The sequence below is a fragment of the Maricaulis sp. genome (assembly GCF_048270095.1).
GTDB lineage: Bacteria > Pseudomonadota > Alphaproteobacteria > Caulobacterales > Maricaulaceae > Maricaulis.
In genome coordinates, this window is sequence record NZ_JBLWTL010000005.1 from 40,283 (window position 1) to 57,288 (window position 17,006).

The window sequence follows — 17,006 nt, forward strand, 5'->3', positions numbered from 1 at the left end:
TGGCTCAGGGTGGTAGCCGCCTGCCATGGGACGGCGCACTGAATTAAAATCCGGGTCTGGGGGTCGGATTTAAACTCGTCCGCAGCCGCTCGGCGCTGGGAGCTTCATTCCAGAACAGGCGTTGCCCGGCCTTGATATCGACGGCGCAGATATTGCCGGTCTTGACCTTCGCGTCATGAGCGTCCCCGCCAAGCACGCCGTGCATATAGCGCAGGACACCATTGGATGTGATGACCAGCGCAAAGCGGCGGCTCAGCGCAGCCTCCTGCATCACGGCCAGCGCATTGGCCCGCAGTGTCGCTTCGTCAGGTGACCAGTCAACGCCGTCAGGGCGGCGATGCTCTTCGTTCCAGGTGCGATGCGCCCGGGCACCAAACTCCGCGATGATCTCGTCGCAGGACTTGCCACCCCAGGAGCCGTAATCGATCTCGCGCAGGCGTTCATCGATCTCAATCCGTCCGTGAAATCCGCACAGGACCGCAACCAGTTCGGCGGCGCGGCGCGTGCGTAGCAAGGGGCCGGTGATAATGCGCTCCGGCGTCAGGCGCGCTTCGCGCAGGGCATTGCCCAGTGCTGCGGCCTGTTCCTCACCCTTGTGGACCAGCGGCAAGTCTTCCTTGGCGCCAACCCAGACGACCTTGTCGCCGGGACCGAATGTATTGCCGTGACGCGCCAGAAGGACCTTGCTCATGGCACCAGCTCGCCTTCGCGGGCGATAATGCCCTCGACCACGGGCACGTCTTCCGGCGCATCCACAGACCAGGCTGACCGGCCGCGATAATCGGTCGGTACGATGCGGATCGGGATGCCGTTTTCCAAGGCGCGCAATTGCTCCAGGCTCTCCGCCTTTTCCAGCGGCGAGGGATCGAGCGCGACGATCTGTTCCAGCGTCTCGCGGCGATAGCCATACAGGCCAATATGTTGCCAGGTCGGAGTGCCGGCCTCGGGGTGGCGCTGGAAGGGGATGACGCCCTTGGAGAAATACATCGCGTCCATCGCCCGGTTGAAGACGACGGTGGTGCCGCCGACAATCCCCTTGGCCTTCATCTCGCGCATCCGGATGGCGGTCTCCTCGGGCATTTTGACCGCCGGGGTCGCCATGGCCAGATCCGAGTCGGCCCGCATGGCGGTTGCGACATCGCCAATCACCCAGGGCGGGATCAGGGCCGCATCCCCCTGGACATTGATGATGATTTCGGCGTCGCTGCCGAGCCGCTTCACGGCATCAAGGGCCCGTTCAGTGCCATTGCGGCAGGCCGGATCAGTCATCACGGCTTCGCCGCCAAAGGCCTCGGCGGCCGCGACAATGCGTTCATCGTCGGTCGCGACCACAACCCGGTCGACCCCGGGCGCGGCACTGGTCGAACGCCAGACCCGTTCAATCATCATCTGCCCGGCGATCTTCGCGAGCGGTTTACCGGGAAAGCGACCGGATGCGTAGCGGGCGGGAATGATGGCGATGACGGACATTTGACAGGGCTCCTGACAGGCTATCGGCTTGTTCCACATCACCAGCCGGATTTCCACTACCAGTTTGGACGTTATTACCGCATCACAGTGGCGTGTGTGCTGCCTTGTGCAGAAAATCAGCGGGCGCTTCTGTTCTCGCAGGTGTTTTTGCTTTCATTCTCCACGCAAGATGTGGACAGGTGGCCTCACGCGCCCTATGGGCGATGACACCTGTTTACCCGATCATGATTGCCGAGAGAGCTGATGCGCCATTTCCTGTCCACTGCCGATTGGACCCGCCCCGAATTGCAGGGCCTGCTTGACCGCGCCTCCGCCTTCAAATCGGGCACGGTCAGTCGTGCGCTGGAAGGCAAGTCGATTGCCTTGCTGTTTTTCAATCCGTCGCTGCGCACCCGGACTTCTTTCGATATTGGCGCCAACAAGATGGGCGGCCATGCAATCGTGCTTGACGCCAAGGGGGCGACCTGGCCGCTGGAATTCGCCGATGGCGCCGTGATGGACGGAACCGCCGAGGAGCATGTCCGCGAGGCGGCGCGGGTCTTGTCGAGTTATGTCGATCTGATCGCCATCCGCTGTTTCCCTGAATTCAAGGACTGGCCGAGCGAGCGCGAGGACCCGATGATTTCGGCCTTCGCCAAACACTCCACCGTGCCGGTGATCAATATGGAGACCATCGTCCATCCCTGTCAGGAATTGGCGATGATGCTGGCGCTGCAGGAGCGGATCGGTGCGGTTCAGGACAAGACCTTCCTTTTGACCTGGGTGCCACACCCCAAACCCCTCAACACGGCGGTCGCCAATTCGGCCCTGTTGATGGCGGCCAAGTTCGGCATGAATGTGCGCCTCCTGGTGCCCGATGAGCGCTACCGCCTTGATGAGCGCTATATGGGCGCCGCTGAACGCTTCACCGCCGAGGGTGGCGGCTCGGTGACAATGATGACCGATGTCGAGGCAGCCTATTCCGGCGCCGATGCCGTCTATGCCAAGAGCTGGGGTGCGCTGCCCTTCTACGGCCATTGGGACGACGAGGCGCCCTTCCGTGCCAAGGGCCGGGATTTCATGATCACGCCGGAGAAGATGGCTCTCACCAATAACGCCACCGTCAGCCACTGCCTGCCGATGCGGCGTAATGTGAAAATCGCCGATGCAGTTGTCGACAGTCCCGCCTTCCTCGGTATTGAGGAGGCAGCCAACCGCCTGCCCGTGCAACAGGCCGTGATGGAAGCGCTCGCCAATCAGGGAGGCGTCAAGTGACGTCGCAACTCCCCGGCGTTCGCCCGACGATTGTCCGCCTGCTGTCGCATATGCGCGATGGCAAGGAGATCCGCGAATACCTGCAACGCTTTTCGGGTGTGGATCAGGAACGCTTTGCCGTCATCAAGGTTGGCGGAGCGGTGATCCAGGAGGATCTTGACGGCCTCGCAACGGCACTGGCCTTCCTGCAATCGGTGGGTCTGTCACCGGTCGTGGTCCATGGTGGCGGACCGCAACTCGATGCTGCGCTGTCCGAGGCGGGTATCGGGACGGAACGCATTAATGGCCTGCGGGTGACGCGTGAGAATGCGATCCCGATCATTCGCGAGACGCTGACCCAGGCCAATCTTCAACTGGTCGACGCCATCCGCGAAGCGGGCGGCCGCGCTGCGGCTGTGCCGCGCGGCGTGTTCGAGGCCCGGCTGGTCGATGAGGAAAAGCTTGGCCGTGTCGGCGAGCCGACGAAAGTCCATCTTGAGCTGGTTGCTGCTGCCGCGCGGGCCGGCCAGGCGGCAATCCTGGGGTGCCTGGGCGAGACCCATGATGGACGCCTGGTCAATATCAATGCCGATTCCGCTGTGCGCGCCCTCGTGCATGCCTTGCAACCCTATAAGGTTGTCTTCCTGACCGGCACCGGCGGCTTGCTCGATGAGTGGGGTGATGTCCTGTCCTCGATCAATCTGGCGACCGATTATGCGGGCCTGATGCAAGCCGAATGGGTCAATGGCGGCATGCGGCTGAAACTGGAGGAGATCAAGCGTCTGCTCGACGATTTGCCGCTATCCAGTTCGGTCTCGATCACCAGCCCGGCAGAACTGGCGCGTGAACTGTTTACCCATGCCGGTGCGGGCACGCTGATCCGGCGCGGCGAGACCATCCTCTCGACAGCTTCCAAGGCCGATCTCGACCTTGGCCGCCTCAATTCGCTGGTAACGACGGCCTTCGGGCGCGCGCCCATCGCCGGCTATTGGGACAATCTTGTGCTCGACCACGCGTTCGTCACGGACAGTTATCGCGCCGCCGCAATCACGACCCGGCTCGACGACTGGATCTATCTCGACAAATTTGCCGTGCTCGACGATGCGCGCGGTGAGGGGCTGGGCCGGACCGTCTGGAACCGCCTGGTTGATTATGCACCACGCCTGATCTGGCGCTCGCGCACCGCCAACCCGGTCAACGGCTTCTATTTCGACGAATGTGACGGCGCGATCCGGCGCGATGAGTGGACGGTCTTCTGGCGCGGCGAGGACATTCGTCCGGCCGAGATCGATGGCGTCGTCACCCGGGTGTTTGATCTGCCGCCGACGCTGGAGCCTGCGCCATGAGGCAGCGGATCGGTCTGGTCGGGGCCCGTGGCCATACCGGGCGCGAATTGCTGCGCCTGATTGCGGCTCGCGATGGCCTCGAACTCGTCTTTGCCAGCTCACGCGAACTGGCCGGCCAGCCTGTGTGCGATATGGCGCCAGAGATCACGAGCGGCTTGTTGTTCGAGTCGCTCTCGCCCGACGCGGTCGCTGATCGCGGGGCCGATGCGGTCATTCTCGCCCTGCCAAACGGGGCGGCCCATTCATTCGTTGCCGCAATTGATGCGGCGAGGCCGGATACCGTGATTGTCGACCTGTCCGCGGACTACCGCTTCGACGATGACTGGACTTATGGACTGCCGGAAATTCATGGCCGCGACGCCCTGCGGGGGGCGAAACGGATCGCCAATCCGGGTTGTTATGCGACCGCCGGGCAGCTGGCGATTGCGCCGCTGCGCGATCGGCTGGCGGCCCAACCGCATGTGTTCGGTGTTTCCGGATATTCCGGTGCGGGCACCACGCCTTCGCGCAAGAATGACATTGAGGCCCTGCGTGATAATCTCATGCCCTATGCCCTGACCGGGCATTTGCATGAGCGCGAAATGTCTCGGCACATGGGCATCGAGGTTCGTTTTACCCCACACGTTGCCGCCTTCTTTCGCGGCATTGTGGCGACGGTCCATCTGTCTCTTGCCGAACCCGTCACGCGTGATGCCTTGATTGCGCTCTACGAGACGGCCTATCGCGGCGAGCCGCTGGTGCGGGTGACCGGAGAAACGCCGGAGGTGCGTGACGGGGCAGACCTGCCCGGCGCTGTGGTTGGCGGTTTCGGTGTCAGCGCCGACGGGCGCCACGTGGTCATCGTGTCCACCCTCGACAATTTGCTCAAGGGTGCCGCCGTTCAGGCCATGCAAAATCTCTGTCTGGCGCTGGACCTGCCCGAATAATCAGCCGTCCCCGGCCTGTACTGCCGCGTCAACTGCCTGCCAGTACGCCTCATAGGCCTGGTCACGCTCGATGCGGTGATAGCCCTGTGCCCGCCACAGGGTGAATTCTCGCGTCTTGTCACCATCAAGCGCGATCGACACGCTTCCGGCAGCGTCGAACTGGTCGAAATCCTCACGCATTTTCGCGACTTCCAGTGGCCGGTGCGAGACGATCAGGACGGGCGCCAGATGCCCGTCATCCAGTGGCCATTCCTGTTCGGCATGATTGACCGGTCCGGAATAGCGCAACCACATTGCCAGGGACGGATTGGTGTCGCTGCCATAGCGCTGCATCTGGTGGAAGATATTGCGGTCATCGAACACGATGGCGCTGTAGTCAGCGGCGGTGCTGGCCTGGCTGATGGCGTCGGCTGTTTCCTGCCAGGCGCGAATCCGCTTGGTCGAGTTTTCCAGATGGAAGGCTTCGACCAGGGGCGGGTTGACCACGACCACCGTCATGAACAGGCCGAGCGCCGTATGAAAGGCGATCGAGCCATAGAGAACGCCGCGCCGCCAGGCTGGACCTCGCAACAGGAAGGCGGCGATGAGCAAGGTGGCAGCGATATAGGCCGCCCCGGCCCAATTGGCGTGAGCGCGGCTGATAAAGGCCTGGGCGGATACCGTCAGCAGGGCTGGCAGGATGAAAGCGGCGAGCAGGCGCGAGTCTGGCAAGGTCGCGCGGAAGCGCCAGACAATCCCGCCCAGAATCGCCAGCAAGACGATAAAGAATGCCGGTCCGAAAATACCCAGCTGGCCGGCGAGAAATTCAAACAACTCGGCAGGGTGAAACAGGTCGCCACCCCAGTTTGCGTTGGCGGCGGTATGGCTCACGGTGGCGAAGTCATGGGCCGCGTTCCACAGGATATTCGGCGTTAGCAGCGCGGCGGCAATCAGCATCGCCAGGGCGCCGCGAAGATTCAGCAGGGCATGGCGTGTCGGTGCGTCGATCACGAGACAAATGCCGAGGCCCAGCACGAAATAGATCAGCACATATTTCGACAGGAAGCCGAGACCGATCGCCAGGCCCAGTCCAACCGCGCTGCCCCAGCCGCCGCCGTCGCGCAGACGCAGCAGGGCATAAAGGCCTGCAGACCAGGCGCACATGGCCGGCACATCGGTGGAAATGATGGCACCGGAAATCCACATGGACGGGATGGTCAGATAGATCAGCGCGGCCCAGAAACCGGTGCGCGCGTCCCAGAGCTTGCGGGCGCTGAGGAAGAGGAAACTCGCGGTTGCTGAATGCAGCAGGGGCGATGCGAGCCGAACGCCAAACTCGGTATCGCCAAATATTGTCGTCATCAGCCTGATCAGCCAGGCGATCATCGGCGGTTTGGAAAAATAGCCCCAATCAAGTTGTAGCGACCACACCCAATACTGGGATTCGTCGGCGTAGAGCTCAATTGGATTGAGTGCGAGCGCCACAATCCGCGTCAGGGCGATGCCAAGAATCAGGGCCAGGGCCGCCCGTCCCCATGTCCACGACCATTGCGGGTTATTTTGTCTGAACTCAACCATTGAGGGCTCACAGGTCTTAAGAAAGTGTAACATTTTCGCCGCAGGCTATGCCCTTTCCGCTGCGGCCCGTAAAGGGTGCTGTGGACAGGGATTGTCGTGACCTCACCGGCTTCGCCCCCCGTATGTTGAGCAAATACCGCCCTGCAAACACATATCTTGCGCGATTCAGCCATTGAGGCGCGGATTCAGGTTGGGTGCGGGCACGGCGAGTGTCACAAAACCTTCGCGCAGCTGTCTTGGATTCTTCGAACGTCCAGCGTACGAGGCGCTTGCTTCGTTGGGGGACCCGCTCCCTCGTTTGGTCGATCCTAGGGGGACACCTCCAAATGACATTCATGAAAAAACTTTCACTCAGCGCGGCGACTATCGCCTTGCTGGCAGCCGCGCCCGCCGCGGTTTATGCGCAGGAAACTTCTTCCTCGCTTCGCGGTTCGGTCACCGACGGTGCCGGAAATTCGCTGTCCGGTGCCGGTGTCACCATCGTGCACACGCCGAGCGGCTCGGTCTCGAGAACGTCGACCGGCGTCAATGGCGGCTTTTCGTCCTCGGGCCTGCGCGTTGGCGGCCCTTACAATGTGACTGTCACCGCCGATGGCTTCCAGCCACGCCGGGTTGAAGGCGTTTTCCTCGCCCTCGGCGAGAGCATGTCGCTCAATCTCGAAATGTCGGCTGCTGCCGGCTCCAGCGACATCGTCGTTGTGACCGCTTCCGCGATCCAGGCGATGAATACCGCCGTCGGTCCAAACTCGACCTTCACCCTTGCCGACCTTCAGGATACGCCGGCGATCAACCGCGCTCTCGCTGATGTGGTTCGCCAGGATCCGCGCATCTATATCGACGAATCCTTCAACGATTCCATTCAGTGCGCCGGTGCCAACCCACGCTATAACAGCCTCACCGTTGACGGTCTCGGGCTGAATGACGGCTTCGGTCTGAACTCGAACGGTTACCCAACCCAGCGCATGCCATTCTCCTATGACGCGATCGAACAGGTCTCCGTCGAGCTGGCACCTTTTGACGTCGAATACGGTGGCTTCACCGCCTGTAACATCAATGCCGTCACCAAGTCCGGCACCAATGAATTCCACGGCGGCGTCTTCTACGATTACACCGCCGATGGCCTTCAGGGGCACTCGCTGGAAGGTTCGAACTTCACCGTTCCTGAATACGACCAGAAGCGTTATGGCATCACCTTCGGTGGCCCGATCATCCAGGACCGGCTTTTCTTCTTTGCTGCCTATGAGCGCTTTGAAGGCATCGACATCTTCGACCGCGGTCCAGAAGGTTCCGGCGCCCCGACCGAAATCATCGGCTTCAGCCAGGCCGATTATGCCGACATTCTCGATATCGCCCAGAACGTCTACGGCTATGAGCCCGGTGGTGTTCCAGGCAATGCACCGGTCATCGATGAGAGCATCCTGGTTCGCGTCGACTGGAACATTAATGACGACCATCGTTTCGCCCTGACCTACAACCAGTCGGAAGGTGCCAACCGCACCGAGTCTGACGGCGACAACAATGAGTTCGAGTACGAGAACCACCTGTATAATCGTGGTTCCGACCTCACCGCCTACACCGCCCAGCTCTTCTCCAACTGGACGGACAACTTCTCCACCGAGCTGCGCGCTTCCTACCAGGAAGTCGAGATGACCCAGGCCTCGATCAACGGGACCGATTTCGGTGAAGTCCAGATCCGCGTCGGCGGCAACACCGTCTATCTTGGTGCCGATGACTCGCGTCAGTCCAACGCCCTCGATTACTCGACGATGACCCTCAAGGGTGTGGCCCACTATCAGTGGAACGACCACTACTTCACCTTTGGTGCCGAGCGTCTGACCTACGACATCTTCAACCTCTTTGTTCAGCACACCGAGGGTGAGTGGCGTTTCAACTCCATCAATGATTTCCGCAATGGCGATGTGAACCGCATCTATTACGGCAATGCCCGCGGTTCGAATAATCCTGCCGATGCCGGCGCGACCTTCACCTACGACATCAACACCGTCTACGCGCAGGACGAATGGTCTGGGCCAAATGGTCTGACCCTGATCGCCGGTCTGCGTTACGACTGGTACACGACCGATGATGTGCCGAACGAAAATGCGAACTTCATCGCACGCAACGGCTACACCAATGCTGACTCCCTGGACGGACGTGGCTTGGTTCAGCCACGCCTGGCCTTCACCTGGGATGCCCGTCGCGATCTGACGGTTCGTGGTGGCTTCGGTCTCTACTCCGGCGGAAACCCGAACGTCTGGGTGTCGAACAACTTCGCAAATGATGGCCTGACCGCTGTTCAGCTGACGGACTTCGGTCCGGAAAACCTGCTGACCGGCACAGAAACCTATGTCGCAGACGAAGGCGGCGCGGGCCGTCCGATCTTCGGCGTTCCACAAAGCATGTATGACAATGTCGCCGGCGGCGCTGCCAATTCGAGCGTCAATGCCATCGACCCGGATTTCGAAATCCCGGCCGAATGGAAAGCCGCACTGGGCTTCACCTATGATGGCGATCTGCCATTCCTCGGTGAAGGCTATACGGTGATGGGTGACCTGCTGTACTCGCAAAGCCGCGACGCAGCCGGCATCGTCGACGCGACGCTCGAGCAGGTCGATACGGCACCGGACGGTCGTCCGATCTACCGTTCGATCGATCGTAGCGACCCGGATTGTGTCGTCCCGACCGCCGGAGCCTGTTCCAGCCGTATTTTCAACCAGGACTTCATCCTGACCAATTTCGATGGTGGCGAATCGCTCGTCATGTCGCTGGCGGTCAGCCGTGAACATGAAAATCTCGGCCTGAGCTGGACGGCCGCCTATGCCTACACCCAGTCTGAAGATGCCAATCCGATGACCTCTTCGGTGGCCTTCTCGAACTATGCCGGTGTGGCTGTGTCCGACCCGAACAACCCGCAAGCTGCGACATCCAACTATGAGATTCCGCATCGCTTTACGGGCCGGGTCTCCTGGGAGCATGACTTCTTCGACGATCTGACCACCCGGGCAACCCTGTTCGGCCAGGTCAGCCAGTCGCGCGGTTACTCCTTCTCGTTCGACAATGATGACGGCGACATGTTCGGCGATATCATTGACCGTCGTCACCTCCTCTACGTGCCGACCGATGCCAGCGATCCGCTGGTCCGGTTCGCGCCTGGCTTCGATACGGCAGCCTTCTTTGCCTACACCGACGCTCAAGGCCTGGGCCGCGGTGCGATCGACGAACGCAACTCGCATGAAGGCAGCTGGTGGACCAAGATGGATCTGCGTGTCGAGCAGGAATTCCCTGCCTTTGCGCCGGGCCATCGCGCTGCCGGTTACCTGGTGATCGAAAACCTCGGCAACTTCATCAATGATGAATGGGGTATCCTGACCCAGGCGAGCTATCCGCAAATCCGCAGCATCGTTGATGCGGAATATGATGCGGGTACGAACCAGTATGTGTTCGAGAGCTTCAACCCTCTGACCGCAGAGTCCCGCGTCTCCAGCGCGTCGACCTGGCAGGTTCTGTTCGGTGTGAAGTACGACTTCTAAGCACTGGCATAGCATGTGAATACACAGTGGAAGGGCGGCTCTCGGGCCGCCCTTCTTTTTTGCGTGGGAGGCTTGCTTTTTTGCGCTCGCATCACGGTCAAACGCGTGATAGAGGCGCGCTGCACGATAGAGGCGCGCCGATGAGCAATCACACCATTTCCCACGAATCGCAGACCCCCGATCAGATCGTCACCTGCTGGCCCGCCGAGGCGAGTATCTGGCTGGAAAACCTCGCGCCCGCCCGGGTCGAGTTCACGGCCTTCCTGACCGCCGTCACCGAGCCTGTGCCCGGCGGCGCGCGCCTGCCGCTGACGATCCTTGTCTCCAATGACGAGACCGAGGCCTCGGCACGCGCGGCGATGGGCGACAAGGCGGTCCTGGTCCGCCAGAATTACGGTGATGTCTGGACCCGCGATACAGCGCCGGTTTTCCTGCGCCGCGATGGTGAGCTGGTTGCGGCCCGCTTCCCCTTTAATGGCTGGGGCGGCAAATTCCAGATCCCCGGCGACCAGACCGTCGGCACCGCGATCGCCCGCATGGTCGGGGCCCGCATTGTCGATGTCGAGATGATCGCTGAAGGCGGCGCTCTCGAATTCGACGGCGAAGGCACGGTCATCACCACGCGCGATGTCCTGCTCAACAAGAACCGCAATGCCGACCTCACCGAAGCCGTGGTCGAGGCGAGGCTGAAAGCCGCGCTCGGCGTCGAGACGGTGTTGTGGGTCGATAAAGGTCTGGTCGGCGATCACACCGATGGGCATGTCGATAATATCGCCCGCTTCGTCCGTCCCGGCGAAGTCGTGTGTATGGAAGCCTATGGCGAGGATGACCCGCAGGCCGAAATGCTCGAGCAGATCGCGGGTGAGCTGGCGGCCATGACCGATGCCCGTGGCCGCAAGTTGCAGGTGCACCGCATCCCGTCGCCGGGCCGCGTCGTCAACAAGGCGGGCGATGTGCTGCCGGCGAGCTATATGAACTGGGTGATCGGGCCGCGCAATCTTGTGGTCCCGACCTATGGTACCGCCAGTGAAGCCGCGGCGCTCGACGCCTTGCGCGCCCTGTTTACAGGCCATGAGGTTGTCGGCTGCCGTTCCAGCGCTATCCTGAGCGGCGGCGGTGCCTTCCACTGCGTCACGACCCATATTCCCAAGGCCTGACCTCTATGACCAACACCATCACCATTGCCGGCCTGCAGACCGGGTTCGGCGAGGATATCGCCGACAATATCAAACGTGTCTCGGCGATGATCCGCGAGGCTGCGGCCGCTGGCGCGCAAATCATCCTGCCGCCCGAGCTCTTCCAGGGGCCGTATTTCTGCAAGACCCAGGATGAGGCCAATTTCGCCCGTGCCTGGCCGGCGATGGAGCATCCTTGCGTTATCGCCATGTCGGAACTGGCCGCCGAGCTCGGCGTCGTGATTCCGGTCTCGATCTATGAGCGCGACGGGCAGGCCTACTATAACTCACTGGTGATGATTGATGCCGATGGCAGCGCGATGGGTGTCTATCGCAAGAGCCATATTCCCGATGGCCCCGGCTATCAGGAGAAGTATTACTTCCGCCCCGGCAATACCGGTTTCAAGGTCTGGGACACGCGCCATGGCCGGGTCGGTGTCGGGATTTGCTGGGACCAGTGGTTCCCCGAAGCGGCCCGTGCGATGGCGCTGATGGGGGCCGAAGTGCTGATGTATCCGACGGCGATCGGCTCGGAGCCGCATGATGACAGCCTCGATACGTCGGCCCGCTGGCAACGCGCCATGCAGGGTCATGCCGTGGCCAATGTGATGCCTGTGCTGGCTGCCAACCGGATCGGCAATGAAGACGGCCAGGTCTTCTACGGCTCATCCTTTGTCTGCGACCATAGCGGCGAGAAGGTCTCCGAGCTGAACAAGACCGAAGAGGGCATTGTGTCGGCCAGCTTTGACCGCGACTTCCTGCAGACGCATCGCGCCGCCTGGGGTGTGTTCCGCGACCGCCGGCCCGACCTCTACGAGCCGTTTTTCAAACCGCTCTCGAGCAAGTCCTGAATCTGCGCATCTGCCCGTGATTGCGACGGGATGACGATGGCGAAGGCAATGGCGATCGCGATCGCCGGCCAGCCGAAGGCAATCGCCTGATCGGTCTGTCCTTGCGTGAAACTGTAAGCGGCAGCGGTCAGCCCGACCGTGGTCAACAGGGCTGCGGCGACTGTCATGGCGAGACGAAAACCCATCCAATTCTCCATCACCTGCGGGTCTCTTTGACGGACCCTTAGGCGAGCAGACTGACAGATTTTGCCTAATTTTTCGTTGTCGCCTAGCCGGCCATGAAGGCGCCGTGGATCCCGTCGAAGATAAACTGGGTCGCCAGGGCAGCCAGGATGACGCCGAGAATCCGCGTGATCATGGCGGCCATCGAGGCGCCGACGAATTTCATCACCGGTCCGATCACCAGGAAAACCGCAAGGCAGAGCAGGAGGTTGATCCCGACGGCCGCGAAGACGACGCCCTGATGCGCCATGGTCGGCGCTTCGGACATGAAGAGCATGATTGTCGCGATGGCGCCGGGGCCGGCGAGCATCGGGATCGCCATCGGGAAGACGGAGATATCGTCCCAGACTTCCGGATGCGCCTCATGTTCCTCGGTCAGTTTCTCGGCCCGTTCCTCGCGGCGCTCGGTGCGCTTTTCGAAGATCATTTCCAGCGCCATCAGGAAGAGCAAGACCCCGCCGGCGGTGCGAAACGCGTCGAGGCTGATATGCATGGCGTCGAGCAGATAGCGTCCGCCCAGGGCAAAGGCGAGCAAGACGCCGGTCGCGATGATGATCGATTTATACGCCATCGCCCGGCGGTGAGCCTTGGGTGAACCATCGGTCAGCGCAAAGAAGATCGGCGCCACACCGGGCGGATCAATGGCGACGAAGAAGGTCACGAGGGCGGAGAGAAAGAGTTCGGTCATGGCGTCAATCCTGTTCTGCCCCCCGCTTAGCGGGGCTTGGCGCGGGCGTCACGGCTTTTCTTGTGCATGGGTGTGCAGGCTTGTCATGCACAAACGCGGGGAGCGAACACCGCCTTGTTGCCCGCCCCGCTTCACGCGCCGCCGCAACCGCGCCCTTGCCAGCCGTCGGGCATGGTCTCGCCCGCCAGTTCCCAGCTCTCCTCCCAGCGCGGCTCGGGCAGCGGGTCGCCGACGGCCCGCGCGCCGCGCATCGCCTCGGCGTCTTCCTTGATCTGCATGTTGAGTTCGAACGCCGCGGCGCCCAGACCGGGCCGGGCATAAAGGGCCACCAGCGCCTGGCGTTCGGCCGCCTCGGTCTCGGCGGCGAGCCTCAGGCGGTCGCGCGTCAAGGCCATTTCGGCCCGGGTCTGGGCAAAAAAGTCGCGGGCAAAGCCGAGCAATTGCCGCGCCGCGCGGCCATTGCCGGCCCGCATCGCCCCGGCTGCCGCGACCAGCGCCGTATGCCCGGTCTGCCCCGGGTCGGGCGGCGTGGCGTCATCCAGGTGGCTGGCGGGGTGGTAGTGGGTGCGTTGTGCGGATTGCGAGCGTCGGCTCATGGCGTGTCTCCTTGTTCGTGTTTCCGGGGCCCGGCAGGCCGATTGGCGCCACGGTGTCGCCACCTGGCGGGATGAGGAGTGCGGGGTGCCGGCCGGGGCCGGTCGGGTGAGTCTATGTGAGTGGCACCGGAGGCACCCCGCACACGGAGATTTGGTCGGACGCCTTGCGGCCCCCGTCTCGAAACCGGAAAGGATTGTGCGGTCGAGCTTTATGCCGCCTTCCTCTCCAGTGGCCACGCCGGGGTTCGTGCTGCGGTCAACCAGCCAACCCGGACGAGCTCCGTACTCCCTGCGCCCCCGGATAACCGGTCCGGGCCTCGAGTGGCTCAGGAACGGGCCGATTGTGGGGGCAGCGGACAGGGGCGGGGATAAGTTTTTTTCGGGCAGCCCTTCAGCGCCGTCATCCTGACGAAAGTCAGGACCTCGATATCGCAGGCGTCACACGCGATTACGTCGAGGTCCCGGCTTGCGCCGGGATGACGTGGGATTGTTGTTGAGGGCGGGGATAAGTGGCCGCTGGCCAGCTAGCTCAACCGGCCAACCCATCGTCATCCCAGCGCAGGCTGGGACCCAGATTCAGCGATGAGTTGAAGTGTGGAGGCGCCCGCCCGGCCAGCGATGGTGCTCTGTGAACTGGGTTCCAGCCTGCGCTGGAATGACGCTGAAACAGCGGTTGTGAGCAACAAGGCGCCGGGCGCGCCACACCCACCCATTCATCCCTTGCCCGGATACGGCCTGCTGGCTGACAAGGGATCAATGGACGGCCCCGCGCTCACGCGCGAAGCCCCTACGCAGCCGCCGTCCCGCGCGCTGCGAGGTCGAGAATGCGTTCGAGCCTGGCGATATCCAGGTCAGCGCTATCCCGGATCGCCATATTCACGGACCGGATGATGCGCGCCTCGTTGACGGTTTCGAGGGGCAGGGCGTGATGCGTATGCAGCCAGCCGGCGATCTCGACCCAGTCCCACAAGGGGCTGCTCGTCGTCACGCGGGCATGCGGCGGCGGAAAACCGTTGCCGCGTTCCCCGCTGACATAATTGGAGATCGCGGCGCGCGTCAGCCCGGCCCGCACGGCAATCTCCGACTGGTTGACCAGAAAATCCGGCTCAAGCCGCTCAAGGCGGGCGCCGGCCCGGACCAGATCCCGGCAGGCCGACAGCACGGCAGAGGCGAAATCCCCGGCTTCGCGGATGAAACAGATCGCGACAGCGCCGCGCATCAGCATCGCCGTGGCATCGTCGCAGCCCGCCTCGAACAGGCGATCCTCGAAATCATCGGCCGCCGGATCAAGGCCCGACACGATCACTGTGAATTCATATGCCTGCATCATCCGCCTCCCTGTGGTCGCATTGATCGACGCCGCGTCTGATCTGCCGGGCATGATTGGCGCCGCTCCTCGGCGTGCTCCAGACAGAGATCATACACCCGGAACGATCCGCCCAGGGACAGAACAGACGGCCCCAGGCATGGCCTTTGCGTTTCTCGATGCGCCAGCCTCGGGTCTCGGCATATTGAATCGCCGCCTCAACATCCTTGTCCGGGTGTCTGCGGCGGCGGGCCATGATCTGTCCTGAGATTAAGGGGCGTGTGAACAAATGTCAACGGGTGTGCGAGCTCTGTAGCGATGATGCGGGTTTTGGGGAGGCAATACAACTCAAAGATGCAGGATGGAGGGCGACCCGCGACAGCCCGTCCCTCTCCTTGAGGAGAGGGGGCCCCCCGGATCCGGCCTTCGGCCCGTCCGGGGCAGGCTCCGGGCGAGTGAGGTGGGCAACGCCCCCAACTGCCAAGCCACCACCCTCATCCGGCCCTGCAGGCCACCTTCTCCCTGAGGGAGAAGGACGGGGTGTGCGGGCGTCGTGAAAAGGCGGGCGCCAGGCGCGCCACACCCACCCATTCATTCCTTGCCGGGATTTCGCCAGAGGGTCTCAGCGCCGTCAAGGCGCATGCCCGCTACGCGGCGCCGAAGGCGGCCTTGACGGCGCTGAGACCCTCTGGCCCGCTGGCTGGCATGGGTTTATGGGGTGGAGTGCGCCGGGGCGCGGCTTTTTAATTGGGGAAGAGGGGCGGGGCGCTATCGTCGCCGAAATCACGGCGGATAATGGTGTGTCCCCGTTTTTGACTATTTCCTCGTTTTAGCTGTTCGCATTTTTCATCAGTTTTGTGCAGAGACTTTCGATTAAATCCGCAAATTCTAGCACAGCGATCTTTCGGATAATCAGACGTTGGCCGAGGTTGTAGAATTTGTCTCCGCTTCGATCCACGTAGTCGTGGTCCACAATCCCCTGTTGATGAGCCAAAAGGTGACGTTGTTGAAAATAAATCCTCAATTTCCGCAAACTGGATGCATCAACTAGATCGGAGTAGCCCCGTCCTATCTCCGTTCTCCACAATTCGGAGCCAGAATCTAGGTTCTGGAAAACGTTTCGACGCGGTGACCTCCCCGTCCGTCTTTCATATAACTGCTCGCTAAGTCTCTGGAACGACATGACCGCGTCCTGGATCGCCTTTTCAAGAAGGGCTTGGGCAATCACTTCGGCTTCATCGGGGTTGAGAGTCGCTCTGAGCGTTTCACCCAGGCTGGCAGCGGTGCGAATCGTATTCAACGTTTGCTTGAAAGTGTGGTCGGCAGAATTCGCACCACAGCTTGGGCAGAAGTAGGCAGCACCGACATACGAATATCGACATCCGCAAGCCTCACAGATTGTTCTCAAACGCAGTGGTTCCGCAGCTTTCACTGGCACCAGCACTGCATTCCGCCCACCTTTTGCATCAAGCGTAATGCTCAAAAATGACTCTCGGCTTTGCCGTCTTTTAGAAGCTGCAACGTCTGCCCGCATGGCCCGATTCATCGAGTTGGCGATTGTTCCGAGCACGTAGTCGCGAGCTGCCTTGAGCTGAGCGCGAGGGTACCATGACTTGGCTGGCGCGGAGTGCCGACAGGAAGGACAAAAAACTTCCTCGTCACGGACGATCTCCGACCAATCATCGCCATGTATTTTAAAGAGAAAATAGCACTGCTCAGAGGGACACTCTTTATCGTAGAATCCCTCGGGATCTTGTTCTATTGGTACCGAAATCTCTGTTGTGAGTTCGAGTCTTCGCAGCTCTTTTTGGAGATTTTTGAACATTGATGCCGTCCGATGTTGCGCCAGTGAAGCAGATTCTGCCAAATGTTGTGCCCGCTTCTAATTTTCCATGGCCCCGCTTGGCTCGCTCGCGCTGCCTTGGTGCTGAAATAGTGGGGCTCCGTCACCAATAGTTAAAGCTAATTGGGACAATACCTTTTGTGCTAACACAATGGCTAGTGATAGGATTTTACGCAACCATAGAGTTGGGATTGTGATGACGCTGGGAATTGTTTGGGAGCGCATTGTAAAAAAAAACGACCGAACTCGTTGTGGCGTCAGAT

Annotated in this window: 14 protein-coding genes; 6 read left to right on the top strand and 8 right to left on the bottom strand. The window is 61.6% G+C overall.

Annotated elements, in window-relative coordinates; translation table 11 throughout:
• Positions 1-43: 43 nt before the first annotated feature.
• Both ACN0YJ_RS04715 and kdsB read right to left on the bottom strand, forming a co-directional pair.
• Positions 44-691: a histidine phosphatase family protein gene (locus tag ACN0YJ_RS04715; RefSeq protein ID WP_417495489.1), complete on the bottom strand. Its 648-nt coding sequence runs from the start codon at positions 689-691 to the stop codon at positions 44-46.
• Positions 688-1,470, bottom strand: a complete 783-nt coding sequence (gene kdsB / locus ACN0YJ_RS04720) for a 3-deoxy-manno-octulosonate cytidylyltransferase (RefSeq protein WP_417495490.1) — start codon at positions 1,468-1,470, stop codon at positions 688-690. Before kdsB ends, ACN0YJ_RS04715 begins: the two co-directional genes overlap by 4 nt.
• 243 nt (positions 1,471-1,713) lie before the next feature.
• Between kdsB and ACN0YJ_RS04725 the strand changes: the two genes are divergently transcribed.
• From ACN0YJ_RS04725 to argC, 3 genes are read left to right on the top strand one after another with little or no spacing between them, the layout of a single operon-like run.
• The gene (locus ACN0YJ_RS04725; RefSeq protein ID WP_417489551.1) at positions 1,714-2,724 is read left to right on the top strand and encodes an N-acetylornithine carbamoyltransferase; all 1,011 of its coding nucleotides are present in this window, start codon (positions 1,714-1,716) and stop codon (positions 2,722-2,724) included.
• Positions 2,721-4,049 carry an acetylglutamate kinase gene (locus tag ACN0YJ_RS04730; protein ID WP_417478315.1) on the top strand — a complete coding sequence of 443 codons (1,329 nt, stop codon included), beginning with the start codon at positions 2,721-2,723 and terminating at the stop codon, positions 4,047-4,049. The genes ACN0YJ_RS04725 and ACN0YJ_RS04730 overlap by 4 nt, the downstream gene beginning before the upstream one ends.
• Positions 4,046-4,975 (top strand): N-acetyl-gamma-glutamyl-phosphate reductase, encoded by a 930-nt coding sequence (gene argC, locus ACN0YJ_RS04735; protein WP_417495491.1) that lies wholly within the window; start codon positions 4,046-4,048, stop codon positions 4,973-4,975. The genes ACN0YJ_RS04730 and argC overlap by 4 nt, the downstream gene beginning before the upstream one ends.
• Here the strand turns inward: argC and ACN0YJ_RS04740 are convergent, their stop codons facing one another.
• Positions 4,976-6,532: an ArnT family glycosyltransferase gene (locus ACN0YJ_RS04740; protein WP_417495492.1), complete on the bottom strand. Its 1,557-nt coding sequence runs from the start codon at positions 6,530-6,532 to the stop codon at positions 4,976-4,978.
• 326 nt (positions 6,533-6,858) lie between these two features.
• On the opposite strand from ACN0YJ_RS04740, the gene ACN0YJ_RS04745 reads away from it, so the two are divergent.
• The 3 genes from ACN0YJ_RS04745 (at position 6,859) to aguB (ending at position 12,088) form a co-directional block, all read left to right on the top strand.
• Positions 6,859-10,062: a TonB-dependent receptor gene (locus tag ACN0YJ_RS04745; protein ID WP_417495493.1), complete on the top strand. Its 3,204-nt coding sequence runs from the start codon at positions 6,859-6,861 to the stop codon at positions 10,060-10,062.
• Between the two features lie 140 nt (positions 10,063-10,202).
• Positions 10,203-11,219: an agmatine deiminase family protein gene (locus tag ACN0YJ_RS04750; RefSeq protein ID WP_417478319.1), complete on the top strand. Its 1,017-nt coding sequence runs from the start codon at positions 10,203-10,205 to the stop codon at positions 11,217-11,219.
• Positions 11,220-11,224: 5 nt separating this feature from the next.
• On the top strand, positions 11,225-12,088 hold the full coding sequence (gene aguB, locus ACN0YJ_RS04755; RefSeq protein WP_417495494.1) for an N-carbamoylputrescine amidase: 864 nt from the start codon (positions 11,225-11,227) through the stop codon (positions 12,086-12,088).
• Here aguB and ACN0YJ_RS04760 read toward each other — a convergent pair.
• From ACN0YJ_RS04760 to ACN0YJ_RS04780, 5 genes are all read right to left on the bottom strand, one after another.
• The gene (locus ACN0YJ_RS04760) at positions 12,049-12,273 is read right to left on the bottom strand and encodes a hypothetical protein (protein ID WP_417478321.1); all 225 of its coding nucleotides are present in this window, start codon (positions 12,271-12,273) and stop codon (positions 12,049-12,051) included. The genes aguB and ACN0YJ_RS04760 overlap by 40 nt on opposite strands.
• Positions 12,274-12,356: 83 nt before the next feature.
• Positions 12,357-12,998: a MarC family protein gene (locus ACN0YJ_RS04765; RefSeq protein WP_417478322.1), complete on the bottom strand. Its 642-nt coding sequence runs from the start codon at positions 12,996-12,998 to the stop codon at positions 12,357-12,359.
• A 131-nt stretch (positions 12,999-13,129) separates the two neighbouring features.
• Complete coding sequence (locus ACN0YJ_RS04770) at positions 13,130-13,594, bottom strand: hypothetical protein (RefSeq protein WP_417495495.1); 465 nt, start codon at positions 13,592-13,594, stop codon at positions 13,130-13,132.
• Between the two features lie 787 nt (positions 13,595-14,381).
• Positions 14,382-14,975, bottom strand: coding sequence for a hypothetical protein (locus tag ACN0YJ_RS04775; RefSeq protein ID WP_417478324.1), 594 nt, complete (start codon positions 14,973-14,975; stop codon positions 14,382-14,384).
• A 754-nt stretch (positions 14,976-15,729) separates the two neighbouring features.
• Positions 15,730-16,725, bottom strand: a complete 996-nt coding sequence (locus tag ACN0YJ_RS04780) for a hypothetical protein (protein ID WP_417478325.1) — start codon at positions 16,723-16,725, stop codon at positions 15,730-15,732.
• Between the last annotated feature and the right edge of the window lie 281 nt (positions 16,726-17,006).

Coding starts and splice junctions, on each gene's coding strand:
- ACN0YJ_RS04715 (WP_417495489.1), bottom strand. CDS start 691: ATGAGCAAGGTCCTTCTGGCGCGTCACGGCAATACATTCGGTCCCGGC.
- kdsB (WP_417495490.1), bottom strand. CDS start 1,470: ATGTCCGTCATCGCCATCATTCCCGCCCGCTACGCATCCGGTCGCTTT.
- ACN0YJ_RS04725 (WP_417489551.1), top strand. CDS start 1,714: ATGCGCCATTTCCTGTCCACTGCCGATTGGACCCGCCCCGAATTGCAG.
- argC (WP_417495491.1), top strand. CDS start 4,046: ATGAGGCAGCGGATCGGTCTGGTCGGGGCCCGTGGCCATACCGGGCGC.
- ACN0YJ_RS04740 (WP_417495492.1), bottom strand. CDS start 6,532: ATGGTTGAGTTCAGACAAAATAACCCGCAATGGTCGTGGACATGGGGA.
- ACN0YJ_RS04745 (WP_417495493.1), top strand. CDS start 6,859: ATGACATTCATGAAAAAACTTTCACTCAGCGCGGCGACTATCGCCTTG.
- ACN0YJ_RS04750 (WP_417478319.1), top strand. CDS start 10,203: ATGAGCAATCACACCATTTCCCACGAATCGCAGACCCCCGATCAGATC.
- aguB (WP_417495494.1), top strand. CDS start 11,225: ATGACCAACACCATCACCATTGCCGGCCTGCAGACCGGGTTCGGCGAG.
- ACN0YJ_RS04760 (WP_417478321.1), bottom strand. CDS start 12,273: ATGGGTTTTCGTCTCGCCATGACAGTCGCCGCAGCCCTGTTGACCACG.
- ACN0YJ_RS04765 (WP_417478322.1), bottom strand. CDS start 12,998: ATGACCGAACTCTTTCTCTCCGCCCTCGTGACCTTCTTCGTCGCCATT.
- ACN0YJ_RS04770 (WP_417495495.1), bottom strand. CDS start 13,594: ATGAGCCGACGCTCGCAATCCGCACAACGCACCCACTACCACCCCGCC.
- ACN0YJ_RS04775 (WP_417478324.1), bottom strand. CDS start 14,975: ATGCCCGGCAGATCAGACGCGGCGTCGATCAATGCGACCACAGGGAGG.
- ACN0YJ_RS04780 (WP_417478325.1), bottom strand. CDS start 16,725: ATGTTCAAAAATCTCCAAAAAGAGCTGCGAAGACTCGAACTCACAACA.